The organism is Paenibacillus sp. S29 (genome assembly GCF_049319765.1).
In the GTDB taxonomy this organism is placed as follows: Bacteria; Bacillota; Bacilli; order Paenibacillales; family Paenibacillaceae; genus Paenibacillus; species Paenibacillus polymyxa_B.
In genome coordinates this window covers 14,391-38,705 of record NZ_JBMOUI010000021.1, presented here as the reverse complement: position 1 = coordinate 38,705, position 24,315 = coordinate 14,391, and the positions used below count along the sequence as shown (strand labels likewise).

25 protein-coding genes and 1 other annotated feature are annotated in these 24,315 nt (G+C 45.8%); all 25 genes read right to left on the bottom strand.

Annotated elements, in window-relative coordinates; genetic code table 11:
• Window positions 1–10: 10 nt before the first annotated feature.
• A complete protein-coding gene (rplW, locus tag ACL9RM_RS24195; protein ID WP_013312159.1) occupies window positions 11–301 on the bottom strand; it encodes a 50S ribosomal protein L23 in 291 nt (96 codons plus the stop codon).
• Window positions 301–924, bottom strand: a complete 624-nt coding sequence (rplD, locus tag ACL9RM_RS24190; RefSeq protein WP_013312160.1) for a 50S ribosomal protein L4 — start codon at window positions 922–924, stop codon at window positions 301–303. Before rplD ends, rplW begins: the two co-directional genes overlap by 1 nt.
• Window positions 925–950: 26 nt before the next feature.
• Window positions 951–1,574: a 50S ribosomal protein L3 gene (gene rplC / locus ACL9RM_RS24185; protein ID WP_013312161.1), complete on the bottom strand. Its 624-nt coding sequence runs from the start codon at window positions 1,572–1,574 to the stop codon at window positions 951–953.
• 32 nt (window positions 1,575–1,606) lie between these two features.
• Window positions 1,607–1,915, bottom strand: coding sequence for a 30S ribosomal protein S10 (rpsJ, locus tag ACL9RM_RS24180; protein WP_005544556.1), 309 nt, complete (start codon window positions 1,913–1,915; stop codon window positions 1,607–1,609).
• A 339-nt stretch (window positions 1,916–2,254) separates the two neighbouring features.
• Window positions 2,255–3,445: an elongation factor Tu gene (gene tuf / locus ACL9RM_RS24175; RefSeq protein ID WP_023990558.1), complete on the bottom strand. Its 1,191-nt coding sequence runs from the start codon at window positions 3,443–3,445 to the stop codon at window positions 2,255–2,257.
• Window positions 3,446–3,539: 94 nt separating this feature from the next.
• Window positions 3,540–5,618: an elongation factor G gene (fusA, locus tag ACL9RM_RS24170; RefSeq protein ID WP_029514491.1), complete on the bottom strand. Its 2,079-nt coding sequence runs from the start codon at window positions 5,616–5,618 to the stop codon at window positions 3,540–3,542.
• Window positions 5,619–5,665: 47 nt separating this feature from the next.
• Entirely contained in the window at window positions 5,666–6,136 is a 471-nt protein-coding gene (gene rpsG / locus ACL9RM_RS24165) for a 30S ribosomal protein S7 (protein ID WP_007432586.1), read from the bottom strand.
• A 50-nt stretch (window positions 6,137–6,186) separates the two neighbouring features.
• The gene (gene rpsL / locus ACL9RM_RS24160; protein WP_007432587.1) at window positions 6,187–6,609 is read right to left on the bottom strand and encodes a 30S ribosomal protein S12; all 423 of its coding nucleotides are present in this window, start codon (window positions 6,607–6,609) and stop codon (window positions 6,187–6,189) included.
• Window positions 6,610–6,753: 144 nt separating this feature from the next.
• Window positions 6,754–7,005, bottom strand: coding sequence for a ribosomal L7Ae/L30e/S12e/Gadd45 family protein (locus ACL9RM_RS24155; protein WP_007432588.1), 252 nt, complete (start codon window positions 7,003–7,005; stop codon window positions 6,754–6,756).
• Window positions 7,006–7,221: 216 nt separating this feature from the next.
• Window positions 7,222–10,836 carry a DNA-directed RNA polymerase subunit beta' gene (rpoC, locus tag ACL9RM_RS24150; RefSeq protein ID WP_029514492.1) on the bottom strand — a complete coding sequence of 1,205 codons (3,615 nt, stop codon included), beginning with the start codon at window positions 10,834–10,836 and terminating at the stop codon, window positions 7,222–7,224.
• A gap of 140 nt (window positions 10,837–10,976) precedes the next feature.
• The gene (rpoB, locus tag ACL9RM_RS24145) at window positions 10,977–14,522 is read right to left on the bottom strand and encodes a DNA-directed RNA polymerase subunit beta (protein WP_061831396.1); all 3,546 of its coding nucleotides are present in this window, start codon (window positions 14,520–14,522) and stop codon (window positions 10,977–10,979) included.
• A gap of 314 nt (window positions 14,523–14,836) precedes the next feature.
• Complete coding sequence (locus ACL9RM_RS24140; protein WP_250266760.1) at window positions 14,837–15,481, bottom strand: class I SAM-dependent methyltransferase; 645 nt, start codon at window positions 15,479–15,481, stop codon at window positions 14,837–14,839.
• A 148-nt stretch (window positions 15,482–15,629) separates the two neighbouring features.
• The gene (gene rplL / locus ACL9RM_RS24135; protein ID WP_010348819.1) at window positions 15,630–15,995 is read right to left on the bottom strand and encodes a 50S ribosomal protein L7/L12; all 366 of its coding nucleotides are present in this window, start codon (window positions 15,993–15,995) and stop codon (window positions 15,630–15,632) included.
• 68 nt (window positions 15,996–16,063) lie between these two features.
• Window positions 16,064–16,567: a 50S ribosomal protein L10 gene (rplJ, locus tag ACL9RM_RS24130; RefSeq protein WP_013312168.1), complete on the bottom strand. Its 504-nt coding sequence runs from the start codon at window positions 16,565–16,567 to the stop codon at window positions 16,064–16,066.
• A 74-nt stretch (window positions 16,568–16,641) separates the two neighbouring features.
• Window positions 16,642–16,793, bottom strand: a sequence feature (ribosomal protein L10 leader region).
• 68 nt (window positions 16,794–16,861) lie between these two features.
• Complete coding sequence (gene rplA / locus ACL9RM_RS24125) at window positions 16,862–17,554, bottom strand: 50S ribosomal protein L1 (protein ID WP_013312169.1); 693 nt, start codon at window positions 17,552–17,554, stop codon at window positions 16,862–16,864.
• Window positions 17,555–17,641: 87 nt separating this feature from the next.
• Complete coding sequence (rplK, locus tag ACL9RM_RS24120) at window positions 17,642–18,067, bottom strand: 50S ribosomal protein L11 (RefSeq protein WP_007432595.1); 426 nt, start codon at window positions 18,065–18,067, stop codon at window positions 17,642–17,644.
• 73 nt (window positions 18,068–18,140) lie between these two features.
• Window positions 18,141–18,674 (bottom strand): transcription termination/antitermination protein NusG, encoded by a 534-nt coding sequence (nusG, locus tag ACL9RM_RS24115; RefSeq protein ID WP_007432596.1) that lies wholly within the window; start codon window positions 18,672–18,674, stop codon window positions 18,141–18,143.
• A gap of 22 nt (window positions 18,675–18,696) precedes the next feature.
• Window positions 18,697–18,888: a preprotein translocase subunit SecE gene (gene secE / locus ACL9RM_RS24110; protein WP_013312170.1), complete on the bottom strand. Its 192-nt coding sequence runs from the start codon at window positions 18,886–18,888 to the stop codon at window positions 18,697–18,699.
• Window positions 18,889–18,908: 20 nt separating this feature from the next.
• Complete coding sequence (rpmG, locus tag ACL9RM_RS24105) at window positions 18,909–19,058, bottom strand: 50S ribosomal protein L33 (protein ID WP_023990562.1); 150 nt, start codon at window positions 19,056–19,058, stop codon at window positions 18,909–18,911.
• A gap of 334 nt (window positions 19,059–19,392) precedes the next feature.
• Entirely contained in the window at window positions 19,393–20,037 is a 645-nt protein-coding gene (gene sigH, locus ACL9RM_RS24100; protein ID WP_016324748.1) for an RNA polymerase sporulation sigma factor SigH, read from the bottom strand.
• 162 nt (window positions 20,038–20,199) lie between these two features.
• Entirely contained in the window at window positions 20,200–20,721 is a 522-nt protein-coding gene (locus ACL9RM_RS24095; protein ID WP_007432599.1) for an NYN domain-containing protein, read from the bottom strand.
• Window positions 20,722–20,725: 4 nt separating this feature from the next.
• Entirely contained in the window at window positions 20,726–21,472 is a 747-nt protein-coding gene (gene rlmB, locus ACL9RM_RS24090; RefSeq protein ID WP_013312173.1) for a 23S rRNA (guanosine(2251)-2'-O)-methyltransferase RlmB, read from the bottom strand.
• 55 nt (window positions 21,473–21,527) lie between these two features.
• Window positions 21,528–21,986, bottom strand: a complete 459-nt coding sequence (locus ACL9RM_RS24085; RefSeq protein ID WP_069290482.1) for a Mini-ribonuclease 3 — start codon at window positions 21,984–21,986, stop codon at window positions 21,528–21,530.
• Entirely contained in the window at window positions 21,983–23,386 is a 1,404-nt protein-coding gene (cysS, locus tag ACL9RM_RS24080; protein WP_250266761.1) for a cysteine--tRNA ligase, read from the bottom strand. The genes ACL9RM_RS24085 and cysS overlap by 4 nt, the downstream gene beginning before the upstream one ends.
• A gap of 24 nt (window positions 23,387–23,410) precedes the next feature.
• Window positions 23,411–24,091 (bottom strand): serine O-acetyltransferase, encoded by a 681-nt coding sequence (gene cysE / locus ACL9RM_RS24075; RefSeq protein WP_069290484.1) that lies wholly within the window; start codon window positions 24,089–24,091, stop codon window positions 23,411–23,413.
• Window positions 24,092–24,315 lie beyond the last annotated feature (224 nt).

The following is a 24,315-nucleotide window of genomic DNA, read 5'->3' as shown; positions in this document are numbered from 1 at the left end:
ACAGTTTCAATTATACCGTTTCAAAAAACTCAAGCGGCTTACTGTCTTTGCTCAGCGTTACGAACGCTTTTTTCCACTCGCTCGTATAGCCGGAATGACGTCCGTAGCGTTTTGGTTTTGCAGGAACACGAAGCGTATTTACGTTACTTACTTTCACGTTAAAAATGGCTTCGATTGCTTTTTTAACTTCGACTTTGTTAGAACGAATGTCAACCTCGAAAACGTATTTCAAGTCATTCATCATACCAGCCGTACGTTCGGTGATAACCGGACGTTTGATAATATCACGAGGATCCTTCATTACGCGAGCACCTCCTCTACCTTCTGAACTGCTTCCTTCGTAATGATCAGTTTGTCGTGTCCGAGCACATCAAGAACATTAATGCCGTCTGCGGCTACAAACTTCACACCAGGAATATTACGAGCGGACAGTGCTACATTATCATCATAGCTAGGAGCTACGATCAATGCTTTACGATCAGCTTTAAGGTTATTCAAAATGGCTGCGAATTCTTTCGTTTTAGGTCCGTTCAGTGTAAGAGCGTCCAATACGATAATTTCATTCTCAATCACTTTGGATGACAACGCCGATTTGATCGCCAGACGACGAACTTTTTTAGGCAATTTGTAAGCATAGCTGCGTGGAGTCGGACCGAATACAGTACCGCCACCAACCCATTGCGGTGCACGAATCGAACCTTGACGAGCGCGGCCAGTACCTTTTTGTTTCCAAGGTTTACGTCCGCCACCACGTACTTCAGAACGTCCTTTTACTTTGTGAGTACCTTGACGCAGGGAAGCCAATTGCATAACAACAGCGTCATGAAGAACGTGCTTATTCGGCTCGATACCGAACACTGCGTCGTTCAATTCAATTTCACCAACTTGGCTGCCGCTAATATTAAATAGTGCTACTTTTGGCATTTCGTGTTCCTCCTTTCTTCAGTTGTTTATTTTTTCACCGTTTCTAATACTTTAACGAAGCTATTTTTAGGCCCTGGAATGGAACCTTTCACGAGCAATACATTACGTTCTGTATCGATCTTAACAACTTCAAGACGTTGGATCGTTACCGTTTCATGCCCCATGTGTCCTGGAAGGTGTTTACCTTTAGGAACGCGGTTAGCTTGAATGGACCCCATAGAACCTGGACCTCTGTGGTAACGCGATCCGTGTGCCATTGGTCCGCGGCTTTGTCCCCAACGTTTGATAACGCCGGCAAAACCTTTACCTTTAGAAATACCTGTTACGTCAACGAACTCGCCTTCTGTGAAGACATCAGCCTTCAGTTCTTGGCCAACCTCGTACGCAGCAAGGTCGATGCCACGAAGTTCACGAACGTAGCGCTTAGGTGCAGTATTTGCTTTTTTCGCATGTCCTGCTTCAGGTTTGTTGGATCTTTTTTCTTTCTTATCAGAGAAACCGAGTTGGATAGCTTCGTATCCATCGTTTTCCAGATCTTTCTTTTGCAGAACAACACAAGGACCTGCTTCGATAACCGTAACAGCAAGTACGTTACCTTCAGGGGTAAACACTTGAGTCATTCCGAGTTTTTTTCCTAAGATACCTTTCATGTTGACACCTCATTTCTTTTCCTAATTACATATTACAATTTAATTTCGATATCTACACCGGACGGCAGGTCCAAGCGCATCAAGGCATCCACAGTTTGTGGAGTCGGGTTAACAATGTCGATCAAACGCTTGTGTGTGCGCATTTCGAACTGCTCCCGGGAATCCTTGTACTTGTGTACCGCACGGAGAATAGTAATGATTTGTTTTTCAGTTGGCAGCGGAATTGGCCCGGATACACCTGCGCCCGAACGTTTAGCTGTTTCAACAATTTTCTCAGCGGATTGATCAAGAATTCTATGATCGTAAGCTTTCAAACGAATACGAATTTTTTGCTTTGCCATTTTAGTCCCTCCTTCTATCGCCCAATTTGGTATCGGACATACTCCGTGAAAATTTTCCGACAGCCCTCCCATGGCAAAGGGGCCGGGTGTGTCAGTAACCTCTCACATCATCGCACAGTCACAAACAACATTAGTTATTATATCGAATAGTTCTGCCTATTGCAAGCAAAAACGAAAAAACAATGCATCTTATTTTCAAGAGATGCAGTTGTGCTCGCAGCTCGCGATTTTTCCCAAGAGAAAAGCCCCCGCACCAGGGCAGGGGCTCGTTTAGCTTCGTTCCAATACAACGTTACTCGTTCCAGTACACTGTTGCTCTATTTAAAGGCTAAAGCCTTCTTATTTGGAGATTGTTGCTACAGCACCAGCGCCAACTGTACGTCCACCTTCACGAATAGAGAACTTAGTTCCTTCTTCGATAGCGATCGGGTTGATCAGTTGAACAGTAACTGTGATGTTATCACCAGGCATTACCATTTCAGAACCTTCTGGCAAAGTAATGATACCAGTTACGTCAGTTGTACGGAAGTAGAACTGTGGACGGTAACCAGTGAAGAAAGGTTTGTGACGTCCGCCTTCTTCTTTAGTCAAAACGTAGATTTGAGCAGAAAATTCTGTATGTGGGTTAACAGAACCTGGTTTAGCCAATACTTGACCACGCTCGATTTGTGCACGATCTACACCGCGAAGCAGTGCGCCGATGTTGTCACCAGCTTGAGCGGAATCAAGCAATTTACGGAACATTTCTACGCCTGTTACTACGGATTTACGGGATTCTTCTTGAATACCGATGATTTCGATTTCGTCGCCCACTTTAACTGTACCACGCTCTACACGGCCTGTAGCAACTGTACCACGACCAGTGATGGAGAATACGTCCTCGACAGGCATAAGGAAAGGCTTGTCAGTGTCGCGTTCTGGAGTTGGGATGTAAGTGTCGATTGTTTCGAACATTTCAACGATTTTCTTAGCCCAGTCGCCATCTGGGTTTTGCAGTGCTTCACGAGCGGAACCGCGAGTGATTGGAGTGTCGTCGCCTGGGAAGTCATACTCGCTCAGCAAGTCGCGAACTTCCATTTCAACCAATTCCAGCAACTCTTCGTCTTCAACCATGTCGCATTTGTTCAGGAATACAACGATGTAAGGAACACCAACTTGGCGGGACAACAGGATGTGCTCGCGAGTTTGCGGCATTGGGCCGTCAGCTGCGGATACAACCAGGATCGCTCCGTCCATTTGTGCAGCGCCAGTGATCATGTTTTTAACATAGTCGGCGTGACCTGGGCAGTCAACGTGTGCATAGTGACGGTTAGGTGTTTCATATTCCACGTGTGCAGTGGAGATTGTGATACCGCGTTCGCGCTCTTCTGGAGCTTTATCGATTTGATCGAATGCTACAGCAGCACCACCGTAAGTTTTGGACAATACAGTTGTGATTGCAGCAGTCAAAGTAGTTTTACCATGATCGACGTGACCAATAGTACCGATATTAACGTGCGGTTTGTTACGTTCAAACTTAGCCTTTGCCATTTGAACAATTCCTCCTCAATAACTTGTTTTATTTTAGGCTGCCGGATGCCTTTTTGGTAAAACCTTAAGCATGCCGGTCAGCTGATACATTGTATTACTCGCCGCCTTTGGTTTTGGCAACGATCTCTTCAGCAATGCTCTTCGGTACTTCTTCATAATGAGAGAGTTCCATGGAGAACACGCCGCGTCCTTGTGTACCGGAGCGAAGTGTAGTCGAGTATCCGAACATTTCGGACAAAGGCACCTTCGCACGAATGATTTGAGCTCCACTGCGGGAATCCATACCTTCAATCCGACCACGACGGGAGTTCAACATACCCATTACGTCACCCATATATTCCTCAGGAACCGTTACTTCAACTTTCATAATCGGCTCGAGCAATACTGGTTTACATTTGTCTTTCGCTGCTTTCAGCGCCATTGATCCGGCAATTTTAAATGCCATTTCATTGGAATCGACATCATGGTATGATCCGTCCACGATTGTAGCTTTAACGTCCACAAGCGGGAAGCCTGCGATAACACCGTTTTTCATTTGTTCCTCAATACCAGCAAGAGCAGGAGCGATGTACTCTCTAGGAACAGAGCCGCCGACTACCTTACTTTCGAATTGACTACCAGTACCTGGCTCGAGCGGTTCGAACTCAACCCATACGTGACCATATTGACCACGACCACCGGACTGACGAACGAATTTACCTTCGACACGTGCTGGAGCACGGAACGTTTCACGGTAAGCAACCTGTGGTTTACCCACATTTGTTTCTACCTTGAACTCACGACGCATACGGTCAATGATGATGTCCAAGTGAAGCTCACCCATACCCGCCAAGATGGTTTGACCTGTTTCTTCGTTAGTATGAGCGCGAAGAGTTGGATCCTCTTCAGTCAACTTACCGAGAGCTACAGACATTTTATCTTGGTCAGCTTTGGTTTTAGGCTCAACCGCGATTTCGATAACCGGATCAGGGAAGTTCATGGACTCGAGAATAACAGGACTCTTCTCATCACACAGTGTATCACCTGTACCTGTATCTTTCAAACCTACGGCAGCTGCAATATCACCAGAGTAAACTACAGTGATTTCTTGACGACTGTTCGCATGCATTTGAAGAATACGTCCGATACGTTCGCGTTTACCTTTTGTTGCATTCAATACGTAAGAACCGGATTGAAGAACACCGGAGTATACGCGGAAGAATGTCAACTTACCAACGTAAGGATCCGTCATGATTTTGAATGCCAATGCGGAGAATGGCTCTTCATCGGAAGAGTGACGTTCAACTTCCGTACCGTCTTCCAAATGCCCTTGAATACTTGGCACATCAATAGGAGCCGGCAAATAGTCGAGAACAGCATCCAACATCAGCTGAACACCTTTATTGCGGTAAGAAGATCCACAGATAACTGGGAAGATTTTAACTTCTACAACACCTTTACGGAGAGCGGCTTTAATTTCGGCAACCGAAATTTCTTCGCCTTCCAGGTATTTCATTGTCAATTCTTCGTCCAGTTCAGCAACCTTCTCGATCAATTCATTACGAAGTTCTTCAACTTGATCTTTGAATTCCGCAGGAACTTCTACTTCTTCGATATCTTGACCAAGATCATCTTTGTACATATGAGCTTTTTGTTCAACGATATCGATAATACCAGTAAAATCATTTTCTGCGCCGATTGGCAATTGAATCGCAACTGCGTTCGCTTGAAGGCGATCACGCATGTCAGAGACAACATTCAGGAAGTCGGCACCAATGATATCCATTTTGTTTACATATGCGATCCGTGGAACGCCGTAGCGATCAGCCTGTCTCCATACGGTTTCGGACTGAGGCTCAACGCCTTCTTTCGCACTGAAAACACCAACTGCTCCGTCCAATACACGAAGGGAACGTTCAACTTCAACAGTGAAGTCAACGTGCCCCGGGGTGTCGATGATATTGACGCGGTGACCTTTCCAGGCAGCGGTCGTCGCAGCGGAAGTAATCGTGATTCCGCGCTCTTGTTCTTGTTCCATCCAGTCCATTGTCGCAGCGCCTTCGTGAACTTCACCGATTTTGTGCGTACGGCCTGTGTAGAACAATATCCGCTCTGTTGTTGTGGTTTTACCCGCGTCAATATGAGCCATGATCCCGATATTACGTGTATTTTTCAAGGAGAACTCTCTTGCCATGAAATGGGTCTCCCTTCAAAATTGAAGTTATTTTTTTGAGCTGAATCCTACCAACGATAGTGAGCAAACGCTTTGTTCGCTTCAGCCATTTTGTGCGTGTCTTCACGTTTTTTCACGGAAGCGCCTGTGTTGTTGGAAGCATCAATAATTTCAGCCGCCAAACGCTCTTCCATGGTTTTCTCACCGCGGTTGCGGGAGTAGTTTACGAGCCAACGTAATCCCAGGGACGTACGTCTTTCTGGTTTTACCTCGATTGGTACTTGGTAGTTGGCACCGCCGACACGGCGTGCTTTAACTTCCAGGACTGGCATGATATTCTTGATAGCTGCTTCAAAAACTTCCATCGGGTCATTCCCCGTACGTTCTTGGATAAGCTTGAACGCATTGTACAGAATGCTTTGAGCAACGCCTCGTTTTCCGTCGAGCATGATGCGGTTGATCAAGCGGGTAACCAACTTGCTGTTGTATACCGGATCTGGCAACACGTCTCTTTTGGTAACTGGACCTTTGCGTGGCATGGATATCCCCCTTTCTTACATGTTAAACCGACATACGCGGTTTATATTCATTAGGATTTTTTAGCTTTAGGGCGTTTTGCGCCGTATTTGGAACGAGCTTGCATGCGGTTGTTTACGCCTGCAGTATCCAAAGCACCGCGAACGATGTGGTAACGCACACCCGGAAGGTCTTTTACACGACCGCCGCGAATCAGCACTACGCTGTGTTCTTGAAGGTTATGTCCAATACCTGGAATGTAAGCAGTCACCTCTACACGGTTCGTCAAGCGAACACGAGCATATTTACGAAGTGCGGAGTTTGGTTTTTTCGGAGTCATAGTACCTACACGAGTGCACACTCCGCGTTTTTGCGGGGCACTGATGTCGGTAGCTTCACGTTTCAAGGCATTAAAACCTTTTTGCAAAGCCGGTGATTTCGATTTCTCGATTTTGGCTTGACGTCCTTTACGAACCAGTTGGTTAATAGTTGGCATGTTGGTTGCCACCCCCTTCCTCAATTTTTGCTGTTACTTTACAAACCTTATCTAAGCCCACAGACCCAGGCGGTTCATAAAAGAACAAATGAAAAGTCTTTGCCGCCAAGAATAACAATTCCTTAGACAAAAACGTTCCTTACCCTATTGTTTTACGATAGCAGCCATTGCGGCTCCCACTTCAATCCCACATGCAGCTCCGAGATTTTTCATTGTGTCTACGAGAGTCACTTTGACTCCTTGCTTGTTGCACAAAGCAATGATGTTGGAAGTGAGACGCTGATCTGCGTCTTCTGCCACATATACTTCTGAGGCAAAGCCCAATTCTACCATACGAATGGTTTGTTTGGTACCGATTTTGACATGAGCATCTTGCAGTCCTTGTTCTTTAGACATATCTCATTCCTCCGAAAAGACCCAATAGCATATAGGCTGCTCACGCACCTTTGCTATATTAGCATTGACTATAAGTAATGTCAAGACAATTATAAACTATAATTCATTTAAACAGACTAGTACGATTCATTTTTGAAAAGCACCGGAGCACCGTCTGCTGTAGCTTTTATGCAAAGCTTATGTCTACGGTGTTCCGGCAATCATACTATTTTTATATTACTCGGCCGAAATTGGTTCGAGCTCCTCAGATGGAGACTGCCCCTCTTCCGGTTGGGCAAATTTCACGCTACGGTAACGGTTCATACCTGTTCCCGCAGGAATCAATTTACCAATAATTACGTTCTCTTTCAGTCCAAGCAACTGATCGACCTTGCCTTTAATAGCTGCATCAGTCAGGACACGAGTAGTTTCCTGGAAGGATGCTGCTGACAAGAAGGAGTCAGTTTCCAGAGATGCCTTGGTAATACCGAGTAGTACCGGCTTGGCTACCGCTGGTTCTTGGCCGCTGAGAATCGCTATCTTGTTTGCATTTTCATACTCATGGACATCAACAAAGGAGCCTGGAAGTAAGATCGTGTCGCCCGCATCAATGATACGGATTTTACGCAACATTTGACGAATCATAACTTCTACGTGCTTGTCGTTGATTTCTACGCCCTGGTTCCGGTATACGCGTTGAACTTCCTGAAGGATATAGTTCTGTACCCCGCGAATACCTTTAATACGTAGCATTTCTTTAGGATCAATCGAACCATCCGTCAGTTCGTCCCCAGCTTCAACAGTCATACCTTCGCTTACGCGCAGGCGGGAACCATACGTTACTGAGTATGTTTTCGTTTCGGCTTCACCCTGAATGTCGATCTCACGGCGGTCTTTACCTTCACGAACTTCTTTAACTGTACCGTCAATTTCACTAATAGTTGCCTGACCTTTAGGATTACGTGCTTCAAAAAGCTCCTGGATACGAGGCAAACCTTGTGTAATATCGTCACCCGCTACGCCGCCTGTGTGGAACGTACGCATAGTAAGCTGTGTTCCTGGCTCACCAATGGATTGTGCAGCGATGATACCAACTGCTTCACCAATCTCAACGTGTTTACCAGTAGCCAGATTGCGACCGTAACATTTCTTGCAGACGCCATGTTTAGCACGGCAACTTAGTACAGAACGAATCTGAACTTTGTGTACACCAGCTTTAACAATCGCTTCAGCTTTGTCGGAGTCAATCAATTCGTTACGTCTAGCCAAAATCTCGCCAGTCTCAGGATGACGTACCGTTTCAAAGCAATAGCGACCTTCCAGACGGTCATAGAGATCCTCAATTACTTCTTTACCGTCCTGGATACGACTTACTGTGAAGCCTTTATCCGTTCCGCAGTCTTCTTCGCGCACGATAACATCCTGTGCCACATCTACGAGACGACGAGTCAGGTAACCAGAGTCAGCCGTACGAAGGGCTGTATCCGCCAAACCTTTACGCGCTCCGTGAGTGGAGATGAAGTACTCGAGTACTGTCAGACCTTCACGGAAGTTTGATTTGATTGGGAGTTCGATAATACGTCCGGATGGATTGGCCATCAGACCACGCATACCGCCGAGCTGAGTAATCTGTGATTTGTTACCCCGCGCTTTGGAGTCCACCATCATCATGATAGAGTTGTAGCGATCCATGGACTTCATCAATACTTCGGTAATATCATCTTTCGCTTTAGACCAAATATCGATAATCCGGTCATAGCGTTCTTCATTCGTAATCAGACCACGACGGTACTGATTCGTTACAACTTGCGCTTTGTCTTCGGATCCCTTAAGAATCTCTTGTTTTTCCACCGGCACGATTACGTCCGACACAGCAACGGTTACCCCTGCACGAGTGGAATACGTAAAGCCAAGCTGCTTGATTTTATCCAGAATTACAGCTGTTTCTGTTGTATGGTAAGTCTCAAAACAACGGGCAATGATATTACCAAGGTAATCCTTGCCTACCCCGCTAGCTTGCGGAGCGTTTTGAATGGCTTCTGTAAGATTTACACCCTTCTCGTAAACAAAGAACTCCTCTGCAGTACCATAAAGCAGGTTCGCACGGGTAGCATCATTGATGTACGGGAAGCTTGCCGGGAAAATTTCATTAAAGATAATTTTACCAACCGTTGTGATCAACATCGCTTCCTGTTGTTTTTCCGTAAAGCTCGTTTTATTCAAAGCTTTAACCGGAATAGCTACACGAGCATGAAGTCCAGCTGTACCACGTTGGTAGGCCGATATAGCTTCATTCATGTTGCGAAGGATCATATTGCTTCCTTCTTCTTCTTTGTTATCCATAGTCAGATAGAAAGAACCAAGAACCATATCCTGGGAAGGTGTAACAACTGGCTTGCCGTCTTTCGGATTCAAAATGTTGCCGGATGCTAGCATAAGCAAACGAGCTTCAGCTTGGGCTTCCGCAGACAACGGAACGTGAACAGCCATTTGGTCACCGTCAAAGTCGGCATTATATGCAGTACATACGAGCGGATGCAGACGAATCGCACGGCCTTCAACCAAAATCGGTTCGAACGCCTGGATACCGAGTCTATGCAGCGTAGGGGCACGGTTCAGAAGAACTGGATGCTCCTTGATTACTTCTTCCAGCACATCCCATACTTCTGCACTCACACGCTCTACTTTACGCTTCGCGCTCTTGATATTGTGCGCCAAACCTTTGTTCACCAGTTCCTTCATAACAAAAGGTTTGAACAGTTCCAGTGCCATTTCTTTTGGCAAACCGCATTGATACATTTTCAAGTACGGGCCTACAACGATAACGGAACGACCAGAGTAGTCAACACGTTTTCCGAGCAAGTTCTGACGGAAACGTCCTTGTTTACCTTTCAGCATGTGGCTGAGGGATTTCAAAGGACGGTTACCTGGACCTGTAACAGGACGACCACGACGACCATTATCAATCAAGGCGTCAACAGCTTCCTGCAACATCCGTTTTTCATTTTGCACGATAATATCTGGCGCACCTAGATCTAACAACCGTTTCAGACGGTTATTACGGTTAATAACACGACGATACAAGTCGTTAAGGTCAGAGGTAGCGAAACGACCACCATCCAACTGTACCATCGGACGAAGCTCAGGAGGAATAACAGGAAGTACGTCCATGATCATCCAATCCGGTTGGTTGCCGGAGTTACGGAATGCCTCAATAACTTCAAGGCGTTTGATCGCACGGTTACGACGTTGTCCTTGAGCTGTACGCAGCTCTTCTTTCAAGAATTCTAATTCTTTGTCTATATCCAAATCTTGAAGAAGCTTTTTAACCGCTTCAGCACCCATACCTGCCTGGAAGCCATAGCCGTATTTCTCACGGTAGCTACGGTATTCTTTCTCGGACAGGAGTTGCTTTTTCTCCAAAGGCGTATCTCCTGGATCGGTTACAACATAAGATGCGAAGTAAATGATCTCTTCCAGAGATCTTGGAGACATATCAAGAGCAAGACCCATACGACTTGGAATGCCTTTAAAGTACCAAATGTGCGATACAGGAGCAGCCAACTCAATATGGCCCATACGCTCACGGCGAACCTTAGCACGAGTAACTTCTACTCCACAACGGTCACAGACAACACCTTTATAGCGTACACGTTTGTACTTACCGCAATGACATTCCCAGTCTTTCGTAGGTCCGAAAATTTTCTCGCAAAATAGTCCTTCTTTTTCCGGTTTAAGCGTACGATAGTTAATCGTCTCCGGTTTTTTGACTTCTCCGCGGGACCAAGAACGAATCTTTTCGGGGGAAGCAAGCCCGATTTTCATATATTCGAAATTGTTAACGTCCAACAAGGAGCAACCCTCCTTAACCAAATCCTGAGTTTTTAGGTTTGATACCGCCCAGCAGCACCGGGCGGTATCAAGAAACCTGATCCATCCTAGAATGGATCAAGGTATATAACATAGCTGTTATGAGTCAGTCAGCAGTCAAACTACTCTACGCCAACCTCAGAGCCTTCCAGATTCAAACTCAGCTTATCGCCGGTTGTGTCATCCTCATCATCAAGCTCTCTCATTTCGATCTCTTGTTCGTCTTCAGACAGAATCTTCACGTCCATACCCAAGCTTTGCAGCTCTTTGATCAAGACCTTAAATGATTCTGGAACACCCGGTTCAGGTACATTTTCACCTTTGACAATGGATTCGTAAGTTTTAACACGTCCAACCACATCATCAGATTTCACAGTCAAAATTTCCTGAAGCGTGTACGCTGCACCGTAGGCTTCCAATGCCCATACTTCCATCTCCCCGAAGCGCTGTCCACCGAATTGAGCTTTACCACCCAATGGTTGTTGCGTAACGAGAGAGTAAGGACCTGTAGAACGAGCATGGATTTTATCATCGACCATGTGCGCCAGTTTGATCATGTGCATGACACCGACAGTAACTTCACGTTCAAAACGATCACCCGTACGTCCGTCATACAACACAGTCTTACCATTACGCTGCATGCCTGCCTCTTCCATTGTATCGAATACGTCATATTCCTTGGCACCATCGAATACTGGAGTTGCCACATGAATACCAAGACGCATTGCAGCCATACCCAGATGGACTTCAAGCACCTGTCCGATGTTCATCCGTGAAGGTACGCCCAGCGGGTTCAGAACGACCTGTACTGGTGTGCCATCCGGCAGGAACGGCATATCTTCTTCAGGCAAAATACGAGCAACGACACCCTTGTTACCGTGACGTCCAGCCATTTTATCGCCTTCGGAAATTTTACGTTTTTGAGCAATATATACACGAACCAACTGATTTACACCTGGTGGCAGTTCATCGCCATTTTCACGTGTAAATACCTTTACATCTACAACAATCCCGTCTGTTCCGTGAGGAACTCTCAAAGAAGTATCGCGAACCTCGCGTGCCTTCTCACCAAAGATTGCGTGTAAGAGACGTTCTTCAGCTGTCAATTCAGTCACACCTTTAGGTGTTACTTTACCAACGAGAATGTCACCTGCGCCAATTTCAGCACCAATACGTATGATTCCACGCTCATCCAAGTTGCGAAGCGCTTCTTCACCGACATTTGGAATGTCGCGAGTGATTTCTTCCGGTCCAAGCTTCGTGTCACGAGCCTCGGATTCGTATTCCTCAATATGGATCGAGGTGTATACATCTTCCTTAACCAGTTTCTCACTCAGCAAGATCGCATCCTCGTAGTTGTAACCTTCCCAAGTCATGAAGGCAACGACAACGTTACGTCCCAACGCCAACTCACCCATCTCTGTAGATGGACCATCCGCAAGAATATCGCCAACTTTGACAATATCTCCTCTGTTCACAATCGGACGTTGGTTGATGCAAGTTCCTTGGTTAGATCGCATAAATTTGTGTAATTTATACTTAACAATGTCGCCCTTCACTTCAGCGCCATCTACAGTTTCGATACGACGCAACCAAATTTCGTTAGCCGAAGAACGTTCGATAACTCCGTTGTATTTGGATACAACGCAAACACCGGAATCTTTTGCAGACTTGTGCTCCATTCCTGTTCCGACCAATGGAGACTTCGGAATCAGAAGCGGGACAGCCTGACGCTGCATGTTGGAACCCATCAATGCGCGGTTAGAGTCATCATTCTCCAAGAACGGAATCAGTGCAGTCGCGACCGATACGACCTGTTTAGGCGATACGTCCATGTAATCGACACGGCTACTAGCCATCGGAATAATGTTATCAGACTGTTTGTTATAACGGACAATGACAACCTCATCCTTAAAGGTGTTTTCCTCCGTCAATTCCGCATTCGCCTGAGCTACAATGTAGTTATCTTCTTCATCAGCAGTCAGGTAATCAATCTGGTCTGTAACTTTTCCGGTTTTTGGATCTACCCAACGATAAGGAGCTTCGATAAATCCATACTCGTTAATGCGTGCAAAAGTGGACAAAGAGTTGATCAAACCAATGTTTGGTCCCTCTGGTGTCTCGATAGGACACATACGGCCGTAGTGACTCGGATGGACGTCACGCACTTCCATGCCCGCGCGTTCGCGCGTCAAACCGCCGGGTCCGAGTGCGGACAGACGACGTTTGTGCGTTAATTCAGCAAGCGGGTTCGTCTGATCCATAAACTGAGACAGCTGCGAGCTACCAAAGAACTCTTTAATCGAAGCAATTACTGGACGTATGTTAATCAATGCCTGTGGCGTAATTACATTAGCATCCTGAATCGACATTCTTTCGCGCACTACGCGTTCCATACGGGATAAACCGATACGGAACTGGTTTTGGAGCAACTCACCTACAGAACGCAAACGACGGTTACCCAAATGGTCAATATCGTCCGTACTTCCGATTCCGTGAAGCAAGTTAATAAAATAACTGATGGAGGAAATAATATCGGCAGGCGTAATATTCTTAACCGATTTATCAATATTTCCGTTAGCAATCAGTTTTACTACTTTACCATCCTCAATTGGTGAGAACACATCGATTGTTTGAAGTGGAATATCATTGCTTTCTAGCACACCACTCGCAACATGATACGTACGATGGCCTACTGATTCCTCCAGTTGGGCCAAAATCTCGTCCAACAGGCGGCGATCTACCATTTGACCGGCTTCAGCGATGATTTCACCAGTTGTTGTATCAATCAAAGTCTCAGCAAGTCGTTGATTGAACAAACGGTTTTTAATGTGAAGCTTTTTATTGATTTTGTAACGGCCTACGTTGGCCAGATCATAACGTTTAGGATCAAAGAAGCGAGCAACTAGCAAGCTCTTTGCGTTATCCAGTGTAGGCGGCTCACCTGGACGAAGACGCTCATAAATTTCAATCAGCGCTTTCTCGGTGGAATCCGTGTTGTCTTTATCAAGTGTGTTGCGGATATATTCGTCATTGCCGAGCAAATCCAGAATCTCAGCATCAGTGCCAAAGCCCAGCGCACGCAGCAACACCGTAACCGGAATTTTACGGGTACGGTCAATCCGGACATAGATAATATCCTTCGCATCCATCTCCAGTTCGAGCCAAGCCCCCCGGTTAGGAATTACCGTTGCGGTGTATGTTGTTTTCGCATTCTTGTCGACTTTTGTGCTGAAATAGACGCTGGGAGAGCGAACCAACTGGCTGACAATAACCCGTTCCGCACCGTTAATAATAAACGTACCCGTTTCAGTCATCAGCGGGAAGTCTCCCATGAATACTTCCTGCTCTTTCACTTCCCCGGTTTCTTTATTAATAAGCCGGACTTTTACCCGAAGCGGTGCTGCATACGTAACGTCGCGTTCCTTTGCGTCGTCAACGGTATATTTGGGTTCTCCGAGAGAATAGTCGATAAACTCCAGAATCAGATTTCCAGTGAAATCCTGAATTGGAGAAATATCCCGAAACATTTCCCTTAATCCTTCCTCCAAAAACCAATCATAGGATTTTTGTTGGATCTCAATCAGGTTCGGAACCTCGAGTACCTCATTAATACGTGCATAACTGCGCCGAGTGCGTCGACCATATTGAACAAGATGTCCTGCCAACTTAAACTCACCCCTCATGTCTACTCACTTTAAAAATACATTGCGAACCTCTGTTTGTGACCTTATAATAAGACACATACAGAAGATTCAATCTTACAAATACAGAAAAGCCCTTACTCGAATGCATTCGAAAAAAGAGCACCGTATCTGCAGAATCCTCTTACCGGAAGATCTTCATCACTTGTAGATTTGCCCAAAATGGTTGTATTATACGTAATAGAGATAAATACTATACCTACTACGCATAAATCTATTGACATTTCAACAAACTAAAGCCATGGAGGGCATCCTAATACTGACATTTTATAATAATATCACAGACCAGGATTCAAGTCAATGGTCCTATTGCATTTTCTTAAAAACTTTTTTTCAGCCTTCAAAATTCGATAACCTTTATCCTTTGTAACTTCTTCTACATGACCGAAAAGGCTCTCTATCTTAGCACTCGCCGAAGGGGCCCCCTGCTTTTTCTGAATGACTACCCACAAAGCTCCACCTTCGTTTAAATGCTCATAAGCAAGCTCAAAAATGGTATGAACTGTTTCTTTTCCTGCACGTATAGGAGGATTCGTCAAGATAACGTCAAAACGTTCATCCTTCACTTCCGCAAACAAATCGCTTTGCTTAATGGTGACATTCTTAACCCCATTACGTTCCGCATTCTCTATCGCAAGTTGAACGGCTCGCTCATTAATATCAACCATTGTGACGTGTCCCTCTGGGACAAGCGCGGCTGCCGCCAGACCAATCGGGCCGTAACCGCATCCTACATCCAATACCGAGGCTTGTGCAGGAAGCTGCATCGCTTCAATCAGCACACGACTCCCGTAATCAATTCCCTGCTTCGAAAAAACGCCTGAATCGCTGGCAAAACGGTATGACCGCCCCCGCAGCACTGTTTCCAGGCTCCGTCGTTCATGCGCCGTCTCTGGCCGCTTGGAGTAATAATGATCAGCCATTCATGCCCACCTCTTTCGGTTGTACTACCATCATAGCCTTTACAATAACCTTTCAGACATGCTGGTACTACCGTTTTACAGCAACAAACCCCTTGAAGATCACCTCAAGGGGTTTGTTTTAGTCCATTGTCTGCTAGAAAGCAGTCAATTATTTTACTTCTACAGAAGCGCCTGCTTCTTCCAATTTTGCTTTAATGGATTCAGCTTCTTCTTTAGCGATTTTTTCTTTCAGTGGTTTTGGAGCGTTGTCAACCAGTTCTTTTGCTTCTTTCAGGCCAAGACCTGTGATTTCGCGAACTGCTTTGATAACGTTGATTTTGGAAGCGCCAGCGCTTGTCAAGATTACGTCGAACTCGGATTGCTCAGCTTCAGCTGCGCCACCTGCTGCGCCACCTGCTACAGCTACTGGAGCTGCTGCAGTTACGCCGAATTCTTCTTCGATTGCTTTCACGAGATCGTTCAGTTCCAATACGGACATACCTTTAATTGCTTCCAAGATTTGCTCTTTACTCATGGTTGAACCTCCATTTAAATTCGTATTTTTTTGTTCTCAACTGCTATACAGCAGGTTTAATCCCTAACTTATGCGCTTTGCTCTTCTTTTTCTGCAACAGCTTTAACTGCAAGCGCGAAGTTGCGCACAGGAGCTTGAAGCACGCTGAGGAGCATGGAAAGGAGACCTTCGCGGGATGGCAGTTCTGCCAGTGCTTTGATTTCCTCAACACCGATAACGCGACCTTCTACAACTGCACCTTTCAGTTCCAGTGCATTGTTCTTCTTAGCGAAATCGTTCAAGATTTTAGCTGCAGACACTGCATCATCTTTGCCGAACGCGATTGCAGTAGGACCTGTCAATACTGCGTCCAGTTCAGTCAATTCTGCTGCCGCAGTTGCACGGCGGAGCAGTGTGTTTTTCAGCACTTGAAATTCGATTCCGGCTTCGCGAAGCTGCTTACGCAGCTCAGTTACTTGGGCAACATTCAGACCGCGATAGTCTGCAACCACAGTCGTTACGCTCTCGCGCAATTTTGCAGCTACAACTTCAACAGCTTCTTGTTTTGCTTGAATCACCTTTGCATTTGCCAAACTGTACACCTCCTGATCAATTTATCCGCTTTGTTCGAAGCACCCGATCTGGTGATCTTACAAAGCTTGCTTTCATAAGCATGAAAAAAGCCTCCGTAGAGTACGAAGGCTTGATAAATCCACATGGACGGGACAAGCCCGTCACATGAAACGTTCTATCATAACACCTCGGTAGGAAATTAAGCCCAAAGGCACCTACTGTCTACGGTAAGCATATTCAACTTTAATGGTCAGTCACAAGGACTCACAACTTTTATAGAATAACAAATTCGATTGAACATGTCAATCAAAATATTATCTGTAAACAGATGCGTTCACACGTGCACTTGGTCCCATAGTCGAAGAAATAGCGATGTTTTTCAGGTATACACCTTTAGCAGCCGCTGGCTTCGCACGGTTCAAGGCTTCAACCAAGGCTTTAAGATTCTCGTTCAGCTGTTCAGCACTGAAGGAAGCTTTGCCGATTGGCGCGTGAATTTGACCGGCTTTGTCGAGACGGTATTCGATTTTACCGGCTTTAATTTCTTGAACAGCCTTGGCAACGTCGAAAGTAACTGTGCCTGCTTTAGGGTTAGGCATCAAACCTTTACCACCGAGCAAACGACCCAGTTTACCAACCTCACTCATCATATCAGGTGTCGCAACGCAGACGTCGAATTCGAACCAGCCTTGTTGGATTTTGTTGATCATATCTTGATCGCCAACAAAATCAGCGCCAGCCGCTTCCGCTTCTTTCACTTTGTCACCTTTTGCAAATACCAGAACGCGTTGTGTTTTACCCGTACCATGCGGCAGGACAACAACACCACGAACAGCCTGGTCTTGTTTACGGGAATCTACGCCCAGACGAACTGCTGCTTCAACGGTTTCGTCGAATTTAGCAGTCGCAGCCTTTTTCACCAGTTCAACGGCTTCTAAAGGCTCGTAAGTTGCTTCGCTGTCAATCAGCTTAGCAGCTTCCAGGTACTTCTTACCATGTTTAGCCATAATGTTTTCCTCCTTATGTGGTATTAGCGGATATTCCTCCCACACTTGCCGGACAGTCAAACTGCCGGCACACGTAGATTAATAAAATTAATCTACGATGGTGATACCCATGCTGCGAGCAGTACCTTCAACCATACGCATTGCCGATTCTACGGAAGCTGCGTTAAGGTCAGGCATTTTTTGCTCTGCAATTTGACGAACAGCAGCGCGATTTACAGTTGCAACTTTCGTTTTATTCGGTTCACCGGAACCTTTTTCGATTTTAGCAGCAACTTTCAACAGAACAGCAGCCGGTGGAGTTTTGGTGATGAACGTAAAAGAACGATCCTCAAATACCGAAATTTCAACCGGAATAATCAGGCCTGCTTGATCAGCAGTACGAGCATTGAACTCTTTACAGAATGCCATGATGTTGACACCTGCTTGACCCAAAGCCGGACCTACTGGAGGCGCTGGATTAGCTTTCCCTGCAGGAATCTGCAGTTTTACCATTTTAATTACCTTTTTTGCCATGGATGACACCTCCTTGACTCAATAGTGGTAGACGGACCTATCGATCCTCCCACAAGAAACCTGTAAGAAAAATCTATATTTTCTCCACTTGAGTATAATCCAACTCAAGCGGGGTTTCCCGTCCAAACATGTTGACGTGAACCTTAAGCTTGCTCTTCTCAACCAAAATTTCTTCCACGGAGCCCACAAAATTCGCAAAAGGACCAACTTTAATTCGCACGGATTCCTTAACATCGAATTCAATCTTCGGTTTCGGCTCTACCATGCCCATATGCTTCAGAATCTGTTCAACTTCTTCTGGAAGCAATGGCGTCGGTTTGGAACCCGAGCCTGTCGACCCTACAAATCCCGTAACACCTGGTGTATTGCGTACAACATACCAAGAGTCGTCGGTTTGGACCATTTCGACTAAGACATAACCAGGGTAGACTTTACGCATAACGGTTTTTTTCTTACCGTCCTTGGTTACCAGTTCTTCTTCCATAGGAACAAGAACACGGAATATCTTGTCTTCCATGCCCATGGACTCAACGCGTTTTTCCAAATTGGCTTTGACTTTGTTCTCATACCCTGAATAGGTATGAACGACGTACCATCTTTTTTCCATATCAAGCCACCTGGAACCCTTCCTAGATAATCGCTTCGATCACAGCGGAAATGCCGATATCGAGAACCCAAAAATAAATCGTGACGAACGCAATTGTCCCTATGACAATCAACGTATAGTTGGTCAGTTCTTTACGATTGGGCCAGCGAACCTTCTTGAGTTCAGCCCAGCTTTCAGAGAAAAAGGAAAACAGAGACTTGAAACTGCGTTTCACGCCGACTACACCTCCAAAAACTATCTGGTTTCCCGATGAGAAGTCTGTTCGTTACAGGACTTACAGAATTTCTTCATCTCCATGCGGTCGGGGTGATTACGCTTGTTTTTCGTCGTTGTGTAATTTCTTTGTTTGCATGTTGTACAAGCCAAAGTAATAATTACCCGCATGATGTGCACCTCCCGAAGACATCCAACACCGGAAGTCTCATAATTGATCCTAAAAAAAAACCGCGAATTTAGGCCTACCTAAAACACTTTATCACACGGGGTTTTCCATGTCAACGAATGTTTGCATACAATTCGCAGTCCCGGCTGTGGTGCATTTTAACATCTGTGCATCCTTTAAACTGTTCTCTGAAAAGCTGCTTCAAAAATCAAGGCGATATCTATTATTCATCTTTTTTAGTATAAATCATTTGTAACACTTATAAACCTGCATAGCCTACCTATAACGAATAAAAAAAGACTCGGATTCGAGCCTTTTCCCTGTCAGCCTCTACTTTCAACTATCTCTTACTTCCAGATACTTTTCAAGTTTACGCTTGACCCGTTGCAGCGCGTTATCAATGGATTTCACATGGCGGTCAAGATCCTCTGCAATCTCCTGATACGAACGTCCGTCCAGATACAACATAAGTACCTTGCGTTCCAGCTCGCTCAGAATCTCGGACATCTTGTCCTCAAGGCCCACAAACTCTTCCTGATTGATTATCAGCTCTTCGGGGTCACTTACTTGTGTTCCGCAAATCACATCGAGCAACGTGCGATCTGACTCTTCATCATAGATGGGTTTGTCCAGAGATACGTAAGAGTTCAGAGGAATGTGCTTTTGTCGTGTAGCCGTCTTAATTGCCGTAATAATCTGTCGTGTAATGCACAACTCGGCGAAAGCCTTGAACGAAGCAAGCTTGTCTCCCTTAAAATCACGAATGGATTTGTAGAGACCAATCATGCCCTCCTGAATAATATCCTCGCGATCAGCACCAATCAAGAAGTAGGATCTGGCCTTGGCCCGCACAAAGTTCCGGTATTTGTTAATCAGAAACTCCAGCGCTTCCCCATCACCTTCATGGACTGCTCCGACAATGTCTTCATCATTTTTGTAATCAAACTTTGACAACATGATATCCTTGAGGTCCACACTCACTAACAATCCCTCCGGCTGCAACGCAAGGTACCCGTTACTCTCTCAAATATACGACAAGTATACGCGATGTAACCTGATACCGTCAACCACAACAACCTAAAAAAGAAGAGCGCTAACAAAATTGTCAATGGTTTCAAAATGGAGGAGTCCCCAATTATTGGTTTATTCTCTTCTCCATCGTTCAAACAACTTTCGAAGCTCCGGACTCAGTTTGGCATCTAGCGAGTTACGGGACAATTTGGCACTATCCTGCTGGATTCGCTTCTGCACTTCCCTTTCGGACTCCTCAATCTCGATCAGTAATTCCCGCGCCGACACCCTGAGTGCACCTTGTCCAAATGCGACATGTTGCTCTACCTGATCGCTTGTCGCTACGTAAATACTTCTTCTTTTACTGCTCAGCTCCCGAACCAATCGCTCGATGCACTCATCAGCAGTTTCTTTTTCTCTGGTAAAATAAATCTGGACTTTGCTCTGAGCAAAAGTTTTACCTAATCCTGGCACCCTGTAAGCATCAAATACGACGATGACTCTTCTGCCGGAATACGCCTGATGATCCGCCAGTCGTTCAAGAAGTCTGTCCCTCGCTTCCTGCATACCAGATTGTACCAGTGCGGAAAGTTCGGGCCAGGCTCCAATCATGTTGTAACCGTCCACAAGCAGAACATCCCGCGTGTCAGCCATATCGTTAGCCCCGTGCCTGTCGTCCGCGCAATACTTCGTACATGACAACACCCGCAGCTACAGAAGCATTAAGGGAATTAATTTGCCCCGCCATTGGCAGCTTGACGAGTACATCGCATTTTTCACGGATCAAACGGCCCATTCCTTTATTTTCGTTACCGATGACAATAGCTACTGGCCCCGTGAATACTCCATTCCCAAAGACAGGATCTGTCGCTGTAACATCCGTGCCAACTACCCATACACCTTCTTCTTTAAGACGATCAATGGTTTGTCCCAGATTGTTTACACGCGCCACCGGGACGTACTCCACAGCACCTGCCGATGTTTTGGACACTGTTACAGTTACAGCTGCAGAGCGCCTTTTCGGCACAATAACACCATGTGCTCCAGTACAGTCCGCTGTACGAAGGATGGAGCCCAAATTATGAGGATCTTCAATCTCATCCAGCAAAATTAAAAACGGCTCTTCTCCCTTATCACGAGCAGTGGCGAGCAATTCTTCCACTTCAACATAGGCAAAAGGCGCAGCTTGCGCGACCACTCCCTGATGCTGAATGCCCGGAACCATTTGATCCAGCTTACGCTTGTCCACCTGCAAGACAATAATTCCTGCTTTTTTGGCCTCAGCTGTAATCGGCAGCGTCAAATGTTTTTGTGCATTATCCGCAATCCATATTTTATTTATCGTTCTGCCTGAACGCAATGCCTCCGTTACCGAATGCTTACCGGCAATCCATTCTTCTTCCATCTCTAGCTTCCTCCCGGGACACGGCCGATGCTTGTTCCATCCAGTCCGTTCCCATTTATGATTTTTCTGTATTTTCCATCTGTGCAATTCCGTACGTAATCAACTCTCTTAATCTGTCCAAATGTCCATCACAATAAAGAGATCCAATTAACCCTTCCAGTGCAGTGGCATGACGATACTCAAGCACATCAGCATTTTTAGGCAAACTTCCTGATTTAGCATTTCTTCCTTGTCGGACAATATCGCGTTCTTCTTCCGTCAGTACCTTTTCCAATAGCCCCAACATACGACTCTGCGCCTTGGCGGAGACTAGCCCTGTGGCTCGGCGGTGCAGATGATTTGGACGCAGGTTGGGCTGTGCCAACAAATATTGCCGGACAGCTACCTCATACACTGCATCACCAATATAAGCTAGTGCAATGGGAGGCATCAAACGAGCTGGCTTGGACGCAGGGTACGGGAACCAGTTCCCCGTACCTGCCGATGCTCCTGAGTTCAGTGGCTTATCACTCATTTTCGCCGCCACCGCATACCCTGCGCTGTATCTTCAAGCACAATGCCTTTTGCAGCCAACAGATCGCGAATTTCGTCAGCTCTACCCCAGTTTTTGGTCTTACGAGCTTCGACACGTTCTGCAATTAACTGCTCAATTTCGTCATCCAGCAACTCTTCACTCGGTTCCGAATAAATGCGAAGAACGTTATTCATCGATTGAAAGGTATGCAATACAGCTTGTAGTTCCGCCTGATGTACGACATCTCGCTGCAACAAATGGTTTGCTTCGCTAACCCAATCAAATACAGCAGTAATCGCATCAGGTGTATTGAAATCATCATTCATTTTTTCGCCAAACTGCTGCAAAATTCCGTCGAGCTTCGTTTGCAGTTCCGTCGATACTCCCCCATTACCTTCCAGCGCATTAGCTAAACGATGCTTCACATTGGCAACTGCATTGGCGATCCGCTCGACGCTGTTCTCTGCCTGACTCATAGTCTCTTGGTTGTAGTTCAACGGATTCCGGTAATGCGTCGACAACATAAAATAACGTAAAGCCTCCGGCTTGTGATGAGCGCGCAAATCTTTAACCAAAATACCATTACCGAGTGATTTCGACATTTTTTCATTATCTATGCGAATATAGCCGTTATGCATCCAGTAGCGAGATAATGGCTTACCCGTGATCACTTCGGATTGTGCGCATTCACATTCATGATGCGGAAATTGCAGATCCTGTCCGCCCCCATGAATATCCAGTGTATCCCCCAAATAATGGCGAGCCATAGCAGAGCATTCGATATGCCAGCCTGGTCGCCCATCTCCCCAAGGGCTCGACCAATAAATTTCGCCCGGTTTCGCTGCCTTCCAGAGTACAAAGTCCTCAGCATTTTCCTTGCGCTCATCCACATTGATGCGAATACCGAACTGAAGCTCTTCCAGATTTTGACCTGACAGTTGTCCATAATCTTTGAACTTTTTGGTTCGATAGAACACATCGCCATCATTCTCATAGGCATAGTCCTTGTCTACCAATTCCTTAATAAAATCAATAATCAGGTCCATGCTCTCTGTTACACGAGGGTTCATACTGGCAGCAGGAACATTCAATCCTGCCAGATCCTCATGGTAGGCAGCAATAAATTTCTCAGCAACTGCCGAAACCTCCATATCAAGTTCCCGAGCTTTGCGGATTAATTTATCATCGACATCCGTAAAATTCACCACATAGTTTACATCATAGCCCAAGTACTCCAGGTAGCTGCGCACCACGTCAAATACAATTACAGGTCGTGCATTGCCAATATGAATGTAATCATACACGGTAGGTCCGCATACATACATTTTAACCTTTCCAGACTCCAGTGGCACAAAAGGCTCCCGACTCCTCGTCATTGTATTATAAATTTGAAGCGGCATTGTTATGTTCCTCCCTCATGAAAATCATTTTTCTAATTTATTCTCTTGGGTCACCTGATGTTTCTGAGCAGATGCCCCATCCTTCAAATCAGACATTTCTGCACGCAAACGTTCTATTTCCCGTTGAAGTTCTCGCATAGAGTCCACAACCGGATCAGGCAATTGATGACTAAGTCGGTCTGGACGCCTACCATCCTGTCTGACAACTCGCCCCGGGATGCCCACCACCGTACTGTTTGGTGGAACTTCTTTGAGCACAACCGAGTTAGAGCCAATGTTGGATTGTGCCCCAATCGTGAAAGAACCTAATATCTTTGCACCGGAGCCGATAACAACATTATTCCCAATGGTCGGATGGCGCTTCCCTTTCTCTTTCCCAGTCCCACCGAGTGTGACCCCCTGATACAATATGACATCGTCGCCAATCTCACAGGTTTCACCGATGACAACTCCCATGCCATGATCAATGAACAGCCGATCTCCGATACGAGCGCCAGGATGAATTTCAATGCCTGTCATAAACCTTGATACCTGGGATATAACACGGGCTAGAGTACACCAGTTTCGCAAATAAAACCAATGTGCGATTCGATGTGCCCAAAGGGCATGAACGCCGGAATACGTAAAAATGACCTCCAGCTTACTCCGGGCGGCCGGATCATTATCCAAAACAGTCTGAATGTCGGATTTGAAATGTCTGAACATGTCGCCCTCCTATTCCCTTCATATCCTTGCCGCATCATCACTACACTTCACGTTCCGCCAATTTTCGCATCCACCAGCACTCTTCGACATTTTTCAATCTATAACGAGTCTGAGTCTGATAAAAAAGAAAAAGCGTCTCCGCAGCCTAAGCTGCAGAGACGCATGAACGTGGTCCCACTCTGCTTCGAACATATCTGCTGCATAAAAAGCAGACAGTCCGTCTT

Bases quoted from the DNA above. Each gene is read 5' to 3' on its own strand.
- rplW (WP_013312159.1), bottom strand. From the start codon at position 301: ATGAAGGATCCTCGTGATATTATCAAACGTCCGGTTATCACCGAACGT.
- rplD (WP_013312160.1), bottom strand. From the start codon at position 924: ATGCCAAAAGTAGCACTATTTAATATTAGCGGCAGCCAAGTTGGTGAA.
- rplC (WP_013312161.1), bottom strand. From the start codon at position 1,574: ATGAAAGGTATCTTAGGAAAAAAACTCGGAATGACTCAAGTGTTTACC.
- rpsJ (WP_005544556.1), bottom strand. From the start codon at position 1,915: ATGGCAAAGCAAAAAATTCGTATTCGTTTGAAAGCTTACGATCATAGA.
- tuf (WP_023990558.1), bottom strand. From the start codon at position 3,445: ATGGCAAAGGCTAAGTTTGAACGTAACAAACCGCACGTTAATATCGGT.
- fusA (WP_029514491.1), bottom strand. From the start codon at position 5,618: ATGGCAAGAGAGTTCTCCTTGAAAAATACACGTAATATCGGGATCATG.
- rpsG (WP_007432586.1), bottom strand. From the start codon at position 6,136: ATGCCACGCAAAGGTCCAGTTACCAAAAGAGACGTGTTGCCAGATCCG.
- rpsL (WP_007432587.1), bottom strand. From the start codon at position 6,609: ATGCCAACTATTAACCAACTGGTTCGTAAAGGACGTCAAGCCAAAATC.
- ACL9RM_RS24155 (WP_007432588.1), bottom strand. From the start codon at position 7,005: ATGTCTAAAGAACAAGGACTGCAAGATGCTCATGTCAAAATCGGTACC.
- ACL9RM_RS24140 (WP_250266760.1), bottom strand. From the start codon at position 15,481: ATGGCTGATCATTATTACTCCAAGCGGCCAGAGACGGCGCATGAACGA.
- rplL (WP_010348819.1), bottom strand. From the start codon at position 15,995: ATGAGTAAAGAGCAAATCTTGGAAGCAATTAAAGGTATGTCCGTATTG.
- rplA (WP_013312169.1), bottom strand. From the start codon at position 17,554: ATGGCTAAACATGGTAAGAAGTACCTGGAAGCTGCTAAGCTGATTGAC.
- rplK (WP_007432595.1), bottom strand. From the start codon at position 18,067: ATGGCAAAAAAGGTAATTAAAATGGTAAAACTGCAGATTCCTGCAGGG.
- nusG (WP_007432596.1), bottom strand. From the start codon at position 18,674: ATGGAAAAAAGATGGTACGTCGTTCATACCTATTCAGGGTATGAGAAC.
- rpmG (WP_023990562.1), bottom strand. From the start codon at position 19,058: ATGCGGGTAATTATTACTTTGGCTTGTACAACATGCAAACAAAGAAAT.
- ACL9RM_RS24095 (WP_007432599.1), bottom strand. From the start codon at position 20,721: ATGGCTGACACGCGGGATGTTCTGCTTGTGGACGGTTACAACATGATT.
- rlmB (WP_013312173.1), bottom strand. From the start codon at position 21,472: ATGGAAGAAGAATGGATTGCCGGTAAGCATTCGGTAACGGAGGCATTG.
- ACL9RM_RS24085 (WP_069290482.1), bottom strand. From the start codon at position 21,986: ATGAGTGATAAGCCACTGAACTCAGGAGCATCGGCAGGTACGGGGAAC.
- cysS (WP_250266761.1), bottom strand. From the start codon at position 23,386: ATGCCGCTTCAAATTTATAATACAATGACGAGGAGTCGGGAGCCTTTT.
- cysE (WP_069290484.1), bottom strand. From the start codon at position 24,091: ATGTTCAGACATTTCAAATCCGACATTCAGACTGTTTTGGATAATGAT.